Origin of the sequence: Bacillus sp. FSL W8-0640 (assembly GCF_038007725.1) — a bacterium.
Classification (GTDB): Bacteria; Bacillota; Bacilli; order Bacillales; family Bacillaceae_G; genus Bacillus_A; species Bacillus_A cereus.
Map to the genome: position 1 here is coordinate 1,196,259 of NZ_JBBOXT010000001.1, position 14,175 is coordinate 1,210,433.

Consider the following 14,175-nt stretch of genomic DNA (forward strand, 5'->3'; position numbering starts at 1 on the left):
CCCAATAGTTTTTTAGTTTACTTTACGATAGAAACGTCGCGTAAGCATTGAATCGCACAGAAACAGCTTAAATCAACAGTAATGCAAGTAGTTGTAGATATTAATCTTGCATTTGGTACAGCTAAAAACGTACAAATTGGATCGTCACCAGGTGGTACCGGAGTACCGTCACCTAATACTACAGTTAATACACGTAGCACAGCACAGCTATCATCATCTACACTTTCCACACGGAAAATTGGAGATCGGCAGCTAGTAAGGCTTGAAGATGGTGCAAATGCTTCAAAAGGTTCTCCAGTTTTTGTGTATAAAATAAAAGGGCGTGTATTTGCTACTGATGCAGTATTGTGTGCACCTAAAAATGGGATTTCACAACCAGATCCACATGTTGTTGTAGAACAATCTTGTAATTCATTGATGAATTTTACAACGTCAACTACACAATGAGAAGAGCCATGGTGTTTATTTTCGTTACAACTCATTAATGTCACTCCTTATCTTCTTGTTTGTATTTACATTAATAAGATATTGGAGTCGAGGAGATTTGGTCACAATCTCAAGACCTTTTTTTTTAAATAGGCGAAAGAGGATAAGGGTAGGTGGAATTATGCTGTTTACAAGCTGGCTTTTATTTTTTATTTTTGCGTTAGCTGCTTTTAGGCTCACTCGTTTAATTGTTTATGATAAAATTACAGCCTTTTTGCGAAGACCATTTATTGATGAATTAGAGATTACGGAGCCGGATGGAAGTGTATCAACGTTTACAAAAGTGAAAGGTAATGGATTAAGAAAGTGGATTGGCGAATTATTAAGCTGTTATTGGTGTACAGGTGTATGGGTTAGTGCTTTTTTATTAGTCTTATATAATTGGATCCCTATCGTTGCAGAACCGTTACTTGCATTATTAGCTATTGCAGGAGCGGCAGCCATCATTGAAACAATTACAGGATATTTTATGGGAGAATAATATATTTTCATAATACGAGAAAAAGCGGAGTTTAAAAGAATGAGGGAACGGAAATAAAGAGTTGTTCATATAGTAAATAGACAGAATTGACAGTAGAGGAGATGTTTGCTGTGAGCAATAATCCAAGGCAGAATTCATATGACCTGCAGCAGTGGTATCATATACAGCAACAACACCAAGCACAACAACAGGCATATCAAGAACAATTACAACAACAAGGATTTGTGAAGAAAAAGGGATGCAATTGTGGGAAAAAGAAGAACACAATAAAACAATATGAAGAATGAAACACTCATGCTACTGTGAGTGTTTTTTATTATATATAAAAAGCGGTATTTCTGTATTAGAAATACCGCTTTTTACTAGCTAATTTGTGCAACTGTTAATGCTGCAGCACGAATGTCTACAGTTCCAATTAACTGAACTGGCACAATTTGAATTAAGTCACCAGGATTTAAGTTAATAAGAATAACACCGCTGGATACGTCTACTTCACCAGTACCAATAACGTTAGAACGAACTGCTGTACCTGATCCAGGAATAATATTAGCTGGTGTATTTAATGATAAGAAGAAACGACCAGCTTCTGGTGCAACAGGTGAGTTATCAAGACTAATTGTTAATGTATAACTGATTTGATAAATACCAGCTCGTAGAATTCGAATGCCATCTCCGACACTTACTGTATCATTTATTACAGGAACAGTAATATTTGGGTTTGGACTTACGCTAGGTAATAATAGTGGTGTAAATAGTGAAGCAAACTGAGGTGCAGACGCGTTGAAAGCAAAACCAAAGGCAGGTAGTGTACTAGCTGGCTTCGCCTCACAATCGATTTTAGTAAATTCGCAATCAGAAGAGAACATGTTTTTCACTCCTTTATCTGTTTCTACTTTCAGTTAATGAAAAGGACAGGTTCTATGTTCTAGACAAGTTCCCAATTTTAAGAAATTTACATAAGAATACTCTTTAAGCATGGATTGGGTGGCAGAATACTCTGCCACCCAATCCATGCTTAACTCATTATTTAGTTTTAAATAGAAACATCACGTAAGCATTGAATAGCGCAGAAGCAACTTAAATCAACAGTAATGCAAGTGGAGGTTGATATTAGTCTTGCATTTGGTACAGCTAAAAACGTACAGATTGGGTCGTCACCAGGTGGTACAGCGGTACCATCACCTAAAACTACAGTTAATACACGCAATACAGCACAGTCATCATCATCTATACTTTCTACGCGGAAAATAGGAGATCGGCAGCTAGTAAGGCTTGAAGATGGTGCAAATGCTTCAAAAGGTTCTCCAGTTTTTGTGTATAAAATAAAAGGACGTGTATTCGCTACTGATGCATTGTTATGTGCACCTAAAAATGGAACTTCGCAACCAGATCCACATGTTGTCGTGGCACATTCTTGTAGTTCATGTATAAAACGAACAACATTCGATACACAGTTGAAATCACACTCATGTTGATGATCTTCATTACAATTGCAGCTCATTATGTTCACTCCTTCTCGTGAGTTCTGACATACACTATTACAATATGAGTGGGATATGGCTGATATTACGTTAATTCTCACGATAAAAACAAGGAATTTATATAGGAGGGATGTACATAACGTGATATAAAAAAAGACATCCTTATTTAGTGGATGTCTTTTCAGGTAAATCTTTTCGCACAGTATATAAAAAACGAGATATATCTAATTTCTTTCCTCTGAAAAATTGCGGAGAAGAAATGTAAAGTTCTTCTTTCGCACGTGTAATGGCAACATAAAGTAATCGGCGTTCTTCTTCTAACGCTTCAGAAGTTTCCGTAACACGATCATTTGCATCTTTTAAAGAAGAAGTATGAGGCAGGATTCCATCACTCGCTCCAAGTAAAAAGACACATGGAAATTCAAGGCCTTTTGCGTTATGAATTGACATAAGTGAAACGGCATCTTTTTGCGGCATTGTTTTTAATGCTTCCATTTCTTTTTGACCTTGAATCGCCTCGTCGATAAATTGTAAATAAGCTGGAATATCGGTGAAACGAGTTGCAGACTCCATTAATTCTTCCAACATTTCTTCTTGTATGTCTTTATGCATTGTAAAGGAAGAACGATCGTTACTTTGTAAGTACTCTAAATATTTTCCTTTACCATGAATGATTTCTTTTAATGCTTTTTTCGGTTCTAATTCTTTAATAAACTTAATAAAATCGATGCGCTCATTTACCTTTTTCACTTGAAAAGGTTTTAAGCTTGGATTTAATAGTAAGAAATGAAGAAGAGAAGGGAAGCGCCCCTCACCATATTTCCATTGTTCACGTTCAATAAATGAAATACAATCATCACGTCCGATATACATCGTCGGCAATATGTTTGAAAGTGATTCTAGTCGAAACGGCTCAATCACGAGTCTTAAATGATCTAATACAGGCTTAATTAAAGAATGTTCATAAAATGATTGGCTCGCTCCGTGTTTAATAAACGGGATTTTATGAATGGTAAGCTGATCAAGTAACGAACGACTTACAGAATGTGTGCGATACAGTAAACAAAAATCTTTAAAGTTACGTTCACCACTCTCTACTTTTTCTTGAATAAGCTGCAAAATTTGATTTGCTTCATCAAGAGTCGTAGCAGGTCTTGCATAAAAAGGTTGTACACCTTCCTCACGAACAGAGTATAGCTCTTTATCAAAACGTTCTTGATTTAATTTTATAACTTCATTTCCAAGCCCGACGATAAAGGGATTGGATCGATAATTCGTATTTAGTGCAATGATTGTTGTGTTATCAAATTCTTTTGGAAAAGATAAAATAATTTGGTGACTTGCTCCTCGCCAGCCGTATATCGCCTGGTCGTCATCACCTGCGATAAATAAATTATTTCTTGGCGTGGCTAACAATTTTACGATTTCATATTGTGCATACGATGTATCTTGAAACTCATCTACTTCAATGTAGTGAAAACGTTGTTGTAATTGAGTTAGTAAAGGAGCATTATTTTCTAACATATAATATGTTTCCAATAAGATGTCATCGAAATCAATATAATTGTATCTTTGTTTTACCTCTTCAAAACGTTCGTATACTTCTTTAAATTCTTGTTCGACTGGTGTTTTCGCTTTTACATCTTTCGGACGATTTAATTTGTTTTTCTCAAGTGAAATCATCGCGAGCATCGTTTCAGCATCATAATCGTCTTTTAAACGCAATTCTTTTAAGATTTTCTTTATCATAATTTGTTTATGTTTTTCATTTGCTAAAATTTGCTGATTATAACCTTGACTACGAAGTAATTTTAAGAAAACAGAGTGGAATGTACCAGCAACTACGTAGCTACTTGCTGCATGATTCATACCTGGTAACTTCGCAACACGACTTCGTATTTCTTCAGCTGCTTTTTGTGTAAATGTAAGTAATAAAATATTTCGTGGATGAACTTGTTTTACATTTACTAAATAACCAACGCGAGTTGTTAAAACAGATGTTTTCCCGCTTCCGGCACCAGCTAGTGTAAGAACAGGACCTTCTGTTGTGCGCACGGCTTCTAATTGTTTTTCGTTTAAAAAAACATTTTGTTGTTCAAGAGCGCGGAAATAAGCCGCATCTACATCTTCTTCCATAATTAAATGGGTAGATGTTTTCGGAATATGATATGTCGCACGCGGAATATCAGCGTGTGTTAACGATTTTTGTGAAAATTTTTCTTGTGTCATATGTTCACCTTCAAAACTATAGCATCAACATTTAACTTTAGCGGAAGAAAAAGAAAATAGCAATGTAAAAAAACAGGAGGGATCACCTCCTGCTTTCAAATTACAATTCTTTTATCATTACGACGTGCGGGATATTCGCTTCCATAAATACATCAGAACTTGTTACATATCCAAGTTTTTTATAGAAATCTTCGGCATGTGTTTGAGCGTGAAGTTTCAATTTTGGTAGCGAATTTTCTTTTGCATACGCTTCAAGAGAATCCATAACAATTTTTCCAATCCCTTTTTTGCGATGGGAATTTAGCACGCAAATGCGTTCCATTTTTCCTATACCATCAAGGATGCGAAAACGTCCAGCACCAACTGGAACATCATTGTCATATATAACAACGTGTGTTGAAGTTTCTTCAAACTCATCGTACTCTTCTTCAGCAGAGACACGTTGTTCATTTACAAACACTTGTTTACGTACAGAGAATGCATCTCTTAGTTGTTCGTCCGTTTGTACAATCTGTGCGTGCAAATTAGTTGTTCCCCTTTCCAAGACGGAATGTTTCGTGTACAGTCCATGTTCCATTTTCTAATTGATATAGAAGATGGAAACGATCAATTGGTTGTTCGTAATAGAAATCTTTCATACGTAATCGGCCCAACACATCAGCATGCTCTGCATCTGATAAGCCTTGTCCGATTGTTAAATGAGGTACGAAAGCATATTCGCGTTCTTGCGTGAATAACCCGCTATGCATTTCTTCATTTAAGAAAGTAAGTTCAGGTGTTTTTTCTACTTTAAAGTAAAGGACGTTATTAACAGGTGCGAATGAACCAACTTTCCCAACATGAAGGGTGAAAGGGTTCGTTTTACTTGCGATTGTATGTAACTCGTTTACAATCGACTCTAATTGTTCATCTTGCGCCTCAAAGGGTGTTTTCAATGTAATATGTGGCGGAACTAATGCGTAGTGCGGGTCATAACGTTTACGCAATCCGTTCGCTTTATCTTGAATCATTTTAGATGGAAAAATTACAATGCCTAATTTCATGTTCCAATTCCTCCCTTTGTAAGTCTAGTTAGATTTTGAGATAAATAAATCTCTTTATCTATTATATCAAATTATTCTGAATACTGCTCTCTATTATTTCATTGATAGAATATGAGAGAAGGCTTTCGGTAAATCAGTCTGCCAATATTTCCAAGTATGATTGCCTTCAAATTCCTCATAATGCGTGATGAAGTTTCTATCTGTAAGAAGTGTATTTAACTCACGGTTCGGCCCTACGAAATCAGATACTTGTCCATCAGTACGCTTTACAGCCGTTTCTTCTGTACCGATGACGTGATACAGTTCTAACGCCTGTGGATCTTTGAATTCTTTTGCTAAGTTCATCACTGTCTCATCCACAAATGGTGATTGCATAACGACTTTACCGAATGTATGCGGATACATAAGTGCAGTCATAAAGGAAACTGTTCCGCCAAGAGAATCACCAATTAAAACACGACCTTTTCCCATTTGGTACGTTGGATAATTTTCATCAATATATGGTGCAAGTTCATGAGCAAGGAAACGAATATATGCAGCATTTTTTACTTCATTTGGGAAATATTTTTCTTTACGATCATGTACATTTTTATATGGAATACCGACAATAATTGTACGGTCAATTTCTTCGGTTTCACGAAGGCGCTCAATTACACGGTGCGCTTTACCAAGCTGAAAATAATCTCTACCATCTTGTGCAATTACAACTGTATGTTTGTGCAGTGGTGTGTAATTTACTGGTAAATAAACGAGAAGTGTAACATCTTCTTGAAGTGATGCGCTATAAAATGAAATTTCTTCAATTCTCCCTATTGTTTGACTCATGTAGATCCCCCTAAATAAAAATTTACTGTAACGATTGTAAGAGCGACGCTTGTAGTGAAAAGGAAAGAAATATTCACTAATTGGTGCCTTAATTTCTATTTTACCATAATGGTACGAAGAATCTAAAAAATTAGTATTTAAGTTGCGAAAGAAAACGGATATAATGAAGTGGGATTTTTGACAGGTGAGAGGGGAGACAGGATTTGAAACAAGAAAAATCAATCGCACTACCATTAGCAATTTCTATAATTGCCATTTCCTTTGCAGCAGTTTTTGTAAAGATGTCCTCAGCACCATCTTCAATATTAAGTATGTACCGCTTATGGATTATCGTACTTATTATGCTGCCTATCGTATGGAAAAAAAGAGAGGAATTTAATAGGATTCAAATGAAAGATTGGGGCTTTTTAATTGGATCTGGTTTCTTTTTAGCACTTCATTTTCTTTTATGGTTTGAATCTTTAAAGCATACAACAGTTGCTAGTTCAACAATTATTTTGGCACTTCAACCAATCGTATCTTTAGTTGGAGGTTTTTTTCTATTTAAAGAAAGAACAACATATTCAGCCATTGCAACGATGGGAATCGCTATTTTAGGAGTAATGTGCATTGGTTGGGGAGATTTAGGTTTAAGTAAGCAAGCAATTTATGGTGACATATTATCCTTTCTAAGTGTAATAGCGGTTGTCGGTTATTTATTTATCGGGCAAACGACAGTGAAGAAAGTATCGCACTGGATTTATAGCTTTACAGTCTTTGCGTTCGCAGGTCTTTTTATGGGGATTTATAATGTTATATTACAAGTACCCTTTACAGGTTATACGAAGTGGGATTGGACTGTTTTTCTTTTACTTGCGGTTGTGCCGACAGTGTCACATGTAATTAATAACTGGCTATTAAATTATGTAAATGCAACGACAATTTCAATGAGTATTTTAGGAGAACCTGTTGGAGCATCTATACTTGCGTTCTTCTTACTTGGAGAAAAATTAAATGCAATGCAAATTATCGGTAGCATGCTCGTATTGTTTGGTGTATCTGTTTTCTTACTGCAGCAACAAAAGCGAACAGCAAAAAATGTCGTAAATGAGCCAGTGTATACACAGGAATTATAGTGTTAGGGGAGAAAAGAGAAGTTGTGATACTTCTCTTTTTGTTTTATAGAAATACGGGCGTAGAAGGGGGAAGAAAATGGAAGAGATATTAAAGAAGTATATGAATAGATTTACAACACTAAGTGAAGAAGAGCAGCAAATGATTCTCAGTGAATTACAAATTGAAGAATATAAAAAAGGAACAGTGCTCCTAAGACAAGGAAATGTTCCGTTAAAATGTTATTTTGTATTAAAAGGATGCGTTAGGCAACATAGTATAGATGAAGCAGGGAAAGAAGTTACATCAAATTTTTATACAGAAGAGCAGGCAATTTCGAATTTCAACCATCATAAACAAGATAAATCTTCATCTTTTTTTATTAACCTTGTAAAAAGTAAAAACTAAAATATTGAAATCAAGTAAAAGAGTGGCTACGAAGCCACTCTTTTACTTTGGATTTGTCATATAAGGTTGTACATGAATGACACATAGGTCACGAAATTTGCCTTCAGCAGTTGTGACAATTACGACTGCTTTACCTGCACTTTTTCCAGTAATCGTCACGGTGTCACCTTTTGGATATATGGTGATGATATCAGAATTCATATTTGACCAAATAAGCTCTTTATTCGTTGCTTGTATTGGTAAAATGGAAGCTGATAACACAATGTTTTGTCCCGTTTTTATTTTTAATTTATGTTTTTCCATATGAACACCGATGACTGAAATAACAGAAGGAGCAATTGAAATTTTAGGCGGGTTAGGTTGCATGTTTAAACAAGACGCAGAAGTATTTGTGATAGGTGAAAATTTTCGTGTTTGTTGTTGCTGGAAAGCTGCTAACATGTTGGAGTCCCCTTTCTGTATAAGTGCTGATACTCATACTATAAAGGAGTAGTGTTATGTTAAATTTAACGAAACATAAAGAATTTGTTAAATTTGATAAAAAGATTGTCGAACTGTAAAAAATCTCTGCTGTTATGATAACAGCAGAGATTTTTTTATAAATTATGACGATGTTGTTTTTCGAAATCCTCAAATTGCTCTTTAACTTCTTTTGAAGGTTGTGTTAGTAAACTAACAATTACGATGGCTAGTAAACTAATAGCGAAACCTGGAATCATTTCATATAAGAAATCTTTTAAGAATTTGAATTGAGTCCATATAATAACAGTAGCGGCACCAGAAATCATACCGGCAAGTGCGCCCCACTTCGTCATACGTTTCCAATATAAGCTTAATAAAATAGCAGGTCCGAATGAAGAACCAAATCCAGCCCAAGCGTATCCAACAAGAGCTAAAATCGTATCATTTTGTTTAAACGCTAATGCGCACCCAACTAATGCAATAACAAGTACAGCCATACGACCGACAAATACAAGTTCTTTATCAGATGCAGAACGTTTGAAGAATGTACGATATAAATCTTCAGTTACAGCACTAGAAGTAACGAGTAGCTGTGATGAAATTGTACTCATAATCGCTGCTAGAATGGCTGCTAATAAAAATCCAGTAATAAGTGGATGGAATAAAATTTTCCCAAGTTCAAGGAAAATTGTCTCTGGATTAGATAATGTCAACTCTTGTTGTGAATAGTAAGCAATACCAATAAGACCAGTAAACATAGCTCCAACAACAGAGAAAATCATCCAGCTCATACCAATTCTTCGTGCACTTTTAAGTTCTTTTACAGAAGAAATTGCCATAAAGCGTACGATAATATGAGGTTGTCCGACATAACCAAGGCCCCATGCGAATAGAGAAATCATTCCTAAAGTAGAGGCACCTTTAAAAATATCTAGACGTGTTGGATCTACAGATCGAATTGTATCAAATGCAGGTCCAAGTCCGTTCGAATTCATAATTGTTACGATAGGAACAAGAATAAGAGCGACCACCATAATGATTCCTTGTACGAAGTCTGTCCAACTTACTGCTAAGAAACCACCAAATAATGTGTAAGCGACAACAACGCCTGCAACAATGAATAATCCAACATGATAGTTCATGCCAAATGAATTTTCAAATAATACAGCGCCTGAAACTAATCCTGAAGCTACATAAAAAGTAAAGAAAATCATAATAACAAGTCCAGATACTAAGCGTAGCATATGAGATTTGTCGTGGAAACGGTGTTCCAAAAATTCTGGAATAGTAATAGAGTTGTTTGCAATTTCTGAGTAGGTACGTAAGCGAGGAGCGACATAAAGCCAGTTTGCGTATGCGCCTAGTGTTAGGCCGATCGCAATCCAACTACTACTTAATCCAACGCTAAACATTGCACCGGGTAATCCCATTAAAAGCCAACCACTCATATCGGATGCTCCAGCACTTAATGCTGTTACTGCGGGGCCTAGTGTACGCCCGCCAAGCATATAATCTGTTAAGTTGGACGTTCGTTTGTAGGCGAAATAGCCGATTACTAACATCCCGAGCATGTAAATAGAGATAGAAGTTAAAGTTAACATCTGCGTACTCATGTAGTTCCCCTTTCTTTTGTCAGGTCTTTTGATGCGTTATGCATATTTATCCCGCATTAACGGGCAGCAAAACTCCCACCTTAAAATTGGCTGGGCAAGGAAGTTAGGTGGGAGATCAACTGTCCGTTAATGCCCGATTGATTCAACTAATAATCAGTGGGGATGAACACCCTCTACTGATTAAAGTTTCACTTTATAATCTATCATGATTATTCTGAAAAATCCATATAGAAATACGAATTTTCAGAAATGTAAGCGTTTTTTGATGTCATTTTACTTTTTTAATATATAATATTCATACAAAAAACCTTATTTTTAATAGAGTATTTATTATATTTACATAAAAAGAGGTTGTTTTGTCAATATAATATTGAAAGGAAAGAAAAATAAAATTTTTAAAAAAGTATTGACTTGTGAAAAAAGTCAGGTCTATAATGAGTGCAACTTAAAAAAATGCAAGCGTTGATGAAGAAGAGTACACATGATGAACATGTCAGAGAGCTGATGGTTGGTGCGAATCAGTATGGAATTGATGTGGAATGGGCTTCGGAGCTTCCAAACCGAAACGAAAGAAGTAGGCTTTGGCGACATGATCTCATCGATACAAGAGACACGTATTGTTTTTGATACGGTAAAGTGCGTTACATTTGTAACGAATTAAGGTGGCACCACGGGAGTACCCGTCCTTTCTATAGGATGAGTACTCCCTTTTTGTGTATAAAAAATTAAATAAATGAAATCGTTTAAGTAAGAAGAGTACGTATATTGGAGACGTTACAGAGAGCCGGGAATAGGTGGGAGCCCGGTACGGTGCCATATACGGAATGGGCTTACGAGAGGTATGCTGAACAATTATTTTTAGTAGGCAACCCGGGTTCCGCCGTTACAAGGATAAGGTATAAAATTTGTACCTGAACAAAGCGGGATGCTTTTGCATCCAACACGAGGTGGTACCGCGGTATATTTATCGTCCTCTACATATTTTCGATATGTAGGGGACTTTTTTATTTTTCAGGGTGAGGTGAAGGACATGATGACGAAAGAAGAATTTATAAAACAAAAAAGAGAGAGAAAGACATTTTTAGTAATCACTGAAGAAGAAGGAGATAGCATTACGCCAATTTCTTTATATAGACGTATGAAAGGGAAGAAGAAATTCTTATTAGAAAGTTCACAGCTTCATCAAGATAAAGGGCGTTATTCTTACTTAGGATGTAATCCTTATGGAGAAGTGAAAAGCGTTGGTACGGAAGTAGAACGAACGATTTACGGCCGGGCAGAAAAGTTACAAGGTAACGTACTGCAAGTGTTAGAAGAAGTAATCGTACCATCACAAGTAGACAGTCCATTTCCATTTTGCGGAGGAGCAGTTGGTTATATTGGATATGATGTCATTCGACAGTATGAAAACATTGGAGCGGATTTACACGACCCATTAAATATTCCGGAAGTACACCTTTTACTATATCGTGAGTTTATCGTTTACGATCATTTACGCCAAAAGTTGTCGTTTGTATATGTATGCAGGGAAGATGATTCAACAGATTATGAGGAAGTATACGAAAGGCTACGAGTATACAAAGAGGAAGTGCTACAAGGAGAAGAAGCTGAAGTAAATACAATACAATCCACATTATCATTCACTTCTTCTATAACGGAAAAAGAGTTTTGTGAGATGGTAGAAATGGCGAAAGAATATATAAGAGCGGGAGACATATTCCAAGTCGTACTATCACAGCGTTTACAAAGTGAATGTATTGGGGATCCATTCGGGTTATACCGAAAACTTCGAATTGCAAATCCATCACCATATATGTTCTATATCGATTTTCAAGATTATGTTGTACTCGGTTCTTCGCCGGAAAGTTTACTATCAGTAAGGGAGGATAAAGTGATGACGAATCCAATTGCTGGTACAAGGCCGAGGGGGAAAACGAAGAGGGAAGACGAGGAAATCGCAAAAGAACTGTTAGGCAATGAGAAAGAGCGAGCAGAGCATATGATGCTTGTAGATCTTGGGCGAAACGATATTGGTAGAGTGAGCGAAATCGGCTCGGTTACGATAGATAAATATATGAAAGTAGAAAAATATTCTCACGTTATGCACATTGTATCTGAAGTTTACGGAACATTGCGAAAACAAATGGGCGGATTTGATGCGTTAGCGTATTGCTTACCAGCAGGGACGGTTTCTGGAGCTCCGAAAATTAGAGCGATGGAAATTATAAATGAACTAGAGAATGAAAAAAGAAATGTATACGCTGGTGCAGTTGGATACGTTAGTTTTTCAGGAAATCTTGATATGGCGCTCGCTATTCGAACGATGGTCGTAAAGGATGAAAAAGCATACGTTCAGGCAGGAGCAGGAGTCGTTTACGATTCAGATCCAGTAGCTGAATATGAAGAAACATTAAATAAAGCGAGAGCGCTTTTGGAGGTAATGAAATGATTGTACTTATCGATAATTACGATTCGTTCACATATAACTTGTATCAACTGTTAGGCGAACATGAAGAAGAAATTGTAGTTGTAAGAAATGATGAAATAACGATAGAACAGTTAGAAGAGATGAATCCAAGAGGAATTGTACTTTCACCAGGACCAGGAAAACCAGAGGATGCTGGCGTTTGTATCGACGTCATCCGTCATTTTTATAAGAACGTTCCTATATTAGGGATTTGTCTTGGCCACCAAGCGATCATAGCTGCATTTGGAGGAGACATTGTTAGAGCAGAACGTATTAAACATGGAAAAACATCGCGTGTGAAACATAACGGAATGTCAATCTTTTCATACGCTACACAGCCGCTAACGGCGATGCGCTATCATTCCCTTGTTGCAGAGCAAACGAGCTTGCCAGAGTGTTTTGACATATTAGCGACAGCGATGGACGACGGAGAAATAATGGCAGTCCGTCACAATTATTATCCGCTCTTCGGATTACAGTTTCATCCGGAATCAATCGCAACAGAAGAAGGCGGAAAGTTAATACGTGCCTTTTTAACAGAAGTAAAAGAGGAGGAAAGAGTATGAATAACTATCTTCGTAAATTAGTTGAGGGTCAACATTTAACAGAAGAGGAAATGTATAAAGCAGGATTACTTTTATTAAGTGAAAACATATTAGAAAGTGAAATTGCAGCTTTCTTAGTCTTACTGAAAGCGAAAGGTGAAACTGCAGAAGAAATATACGGTCTCGTTCGAGCTCTTCGCGAAAAGGCATTGCCGTTTTCGAACCATATACAAGGAGCAATGGATAATTGCGGGACGGGTGGCGATGGTGCTCAAACGTTTAATATTAGCACAACATCAGCATTCGTACTGGCAGGAGCAGGTGTAAAGGTTGCAAAACATGGTAATCGTGCTGTTTCTAGTAAAACAGGAAGTGCAGACTTATTAGAAGAACTCGGTGTAAATATTAGCAGTACGCCAAGCGAAATTGATTATTTACTAGAGCATGTAGGTATTGCATTTTTATTTGCACCAGCGATGCATCCAGCACTAAGGCGCATTATGAAAATAAGAAAAGAATTAAACGTACCGACGATCTTTAACTTAATTGGCCCTTTAACAAATCCAGTGAATTTAGAAACACAATTTGTCGGTATTTATAAACGAGATATGTTATTACCAGTTGCACAAGTATTACAAAAGTTAGGCCGGAAACAAGCGCTTGTCGTAAATGGAAGTGGTTTTTTAGATGAAGCATCATTACAAGGGGAAAATCACGTTGTCATTTTAAAAGATAATGAAATAGTTGAAACGAGTATTGAACCTGAGAAATACGGTTTCTCAATAGTGAACAATGAAGAGATTAGAGGCGGGGATTCGAAAGAAAATGCAAAGATTACAGTCGGCGTATTGAGCGGAGAAAAGAGTGTTTACCGCGATACCGTTTTATTAAATGCAGGTCTAGCTCTTTTCGCAAATGGAAAAACGGAAACGATTGAAGAAGGAATTAAACTCGCGGCACATAGCATCGATTCTGGAAAAGCATTAACCAAATTAAACTTATTAATTGCAGCAAGCAACGAAAAATTAGAAAGGGTGAACTAA

15 protein-coding genes, 1 pseudogene and 2 other annotated features are annotated in these 14,175 nt (G+C 36.6%); of the genes and pseudogenes, 7 read left to right on the forward strand and 9 right to left on the reverse strand.

Annotated elements, in window-relative coordinates; all coding sequences use genetic code 11:
* Positions 1 to 17: 17 nt before the first annotated feature.
* Positions 18 to 482, reverse strand: coding sequence for an exosporium assembly protein ExsY (exsY, locus tag N2V80_RS06235; RefSeq protein WP_001277743.1), 465 nt, complete (start codon positions 480 to 482; stop codon positions 18 to 20).
* Between the two features lie 125 nt (positions 483 to 607).
* Here exsY and N2V80_RS06240 point away from each other — a divergent pair, with 125 nt between their 5' ends.
* Both N2V80_RS06240 and N2V80_RS06245 read left to right on the forward strand, forming a co-directional pair.
* On the forward strand, positions 608 to 967 hold the full coding sequence (locus N2V80_RS06240; RefSeq protein WP_000899664.1) for a DUF1360 domain-containing protein: 360 nt from the start codon (positions 608 to 610) through the stop codon (positions 965 to 967).
* Between the two features lie 101 nt (positions 968 to 1,068).
* Positions 1,069 to 1,254, forward strand: a complete 186-nt coding sequence (locus tag N2V80_RS06245; RefSeq protein ID WP_029948404.1) for a hypothetical protein — start codon at positions 1,069 to 1,071, stop codon at positions 1,252 to 1,254.
* A 75-nt stretch (positions 1,255 to 1,329) separates the two neighbouring features.
* Here N2V80_RS06245 and exsF read toward each other — a convergent pair whose 3' ends face one another.
* From exsF to N2V80_RS06275, 6 genes are all read right to left on the reverse strand, one after another.
* Positions 1,330 to 1,833, reverse strand: a complete 504-nt coding sequence (gene exsF / locus N2V80_RS06250; protein ID WP_000492939.1) for an exosporium protein ExsF — start codon at positions 1,831 to 1,833, stop codon at positions 1,330 to 1,332.
* Positions 1,834 to 2,000: 167 nt separating this feature from the next.
* Entirely contained in the window at positions 2,001 to 2,468 is a 468-nt protein-coding gene (gene cotY, locus N2V80_RS06255; protein WP_001277719.1) for a spore coat protein CotY, read from the reverse strand.
* A gap of 142 nt (positions 2,469 to 2,610) precedes the next feature.
* A complete protein-coding gene (locus N2V80_RS06260) occupies positions 2,611 to 4,677 on the reverse strand; it encodes an ATP-dependent helicase (protein ID WP_000191204.1) in 2,067 nt (688 codons plus the stop codon).
* Positions 4,678 to 4,777: 100 nt separating this feature from the next.
* Positions 4,778 to 5,200: a GNAT family N-acetyltransferase gene (locus tag N2V80_RS06265; RefSeq protein ID WP_000543295.1), complete on the reverse strand. Its 423-nt coding sequence runs from the start codon at positions 5,198 to 5,200 to the stop codon at positions 4,778 to 4,780.
* Position 5,201: 1 nt separating this feature from the next.
* On the reverse strand, positions 5,202 to 5,720 hold the full coding sequence (locus tag N2V80_RS06270; protein WP_000765863.1) for a YjcG family protein: 519 nt from the start codon (positions 5,718 to 5,720) through the stop codon (positions 5,202 to 5,204).
* 93 nt (positions 5,721 to 5,813) lie between these two features.
* Positions 5,814 to 6,545, reverse strand: coding sequence for an alpha/beta hydrolase (locus N2V80_RS06275; RefSeq protein ID WP_000084013.1), 732 nt, complete (start codon positions 6,543 to 6,545; stop codon positions 5,814 to 5,816).
* A 203-nt stretch (positions 6,546 to 6,748) separates the two neighbouring features.
* Between N2V80_RS06275 and N2V80_RS06280 the strand changes: the two genes are divergently transcribed.
* A complete protein-coding gene (locus N2V80_RS06280) occupies positions 6,749 to 7,660 on the forward strand; it encodes a DMT family transporter (RefSeq protein WP_000806939.1) in 912 nt (303 codons plus the stop codon).
* Positions 7,661 to 7,736: 76 nt separating this feature from the next.
* Positions 7,737 to 8,009 (forward strand): annotated as a pseudogene (locus N2V80_RS06285) (Crp/Fnr family transcriptional regulator); the annotation flags it as partial.
* Positions 8,010 to 8,087: 78 nt separating this feature from the next.
* Here the strand turns inward: N2V80_RS06285 and N2V80_RS06290 are convergent.
* The gene (locus N2V80_RS06290; RefSeq protein WP_000878734.1) at positions 8,088 to 8,486 is read right to left on the reverse strand and encodes an Ig-like domain-containing protein; all 399 of its coding nucleotides are present in this window, start codon (positions 8,484 to 8,486) and stop codon (positions 8,088 to 8,090) included.
* Between the two features lie 155 nt (positions 8,487 to 8,641).
* Positions 8,642 to 10,120 carry a sodium/proline symporter PutP gene (gene putP / locus N2V80_RS06295; RefSeq protein ID WP_000107211.1) on the reverse strand — a complete coding sequence of 493 codons (1,479 nt, stop codon included), beginning with the start codon at positions 10,118 to 10,120 and terminating at the stop codon, positions 8,642 to 8,644.
* A gap of 453 nt (positions 10,121 to 10,573) precedes the next feature.
* Positions 10,574 to 10,811: a binding site (T-box leader), on the forward strand.
* Between the two features lie 42 nt (positions 10,812 to 10,853).
* Positions 10,854 to 11,098 (forward strand) — a binding site (T-box leader).
* A 52-nt stretch (positions 11,099 to 11,150) separates the two neighbouring features.
* Here putP and trpE point away from each other — a divergent pair.
* The 3 genes from trpE to trpD are packed head-to-tail and all read left to right on the forward strand — an operon-like array spanning position 11,151 to position 14,175.
* Complete coding sequence (gene trpE, locus N2V80_RS06300) at positions 11,151 to 12,569, forward strand: anthranilate synthase component I (protein WP_061654710.1); 1,419 nt, start codon at positions 11,151 to 11,153, stop codon at positions 12,567 to 12,569.
* The gene (locus tag N2V80_RS06305) at positions 12,566 to 13,153 is read left to right on the forward strand and encodes an aminodeoxychorismate/anthranilate synthase component II (RefSeq protein ID WP_025967017.1); all 588 of its coding nucleotides are present in this window, start codon (positions 12,566 to 12,568) and stop codon (positions 13,151 to 13,153) included. Before trpE ends, N2V80_RS06305 begins: the two co-directional genes overlap by 4 nt.
* On the forward strand, positions 13,150 to 14,175 hold the full coding sequence (trpD, locus tag N2V80_RS06310; protein WP_030024037.1) for an anthranilate phosphoribosyltransferase: 1,026 nt from the start codon (positions 13,150 to 13,152) through the stop codon (positions 14,173 to 14,175). Before N2V80_RS06305 ends, trpD begins: the two co-directional genes overlap by 4 nt.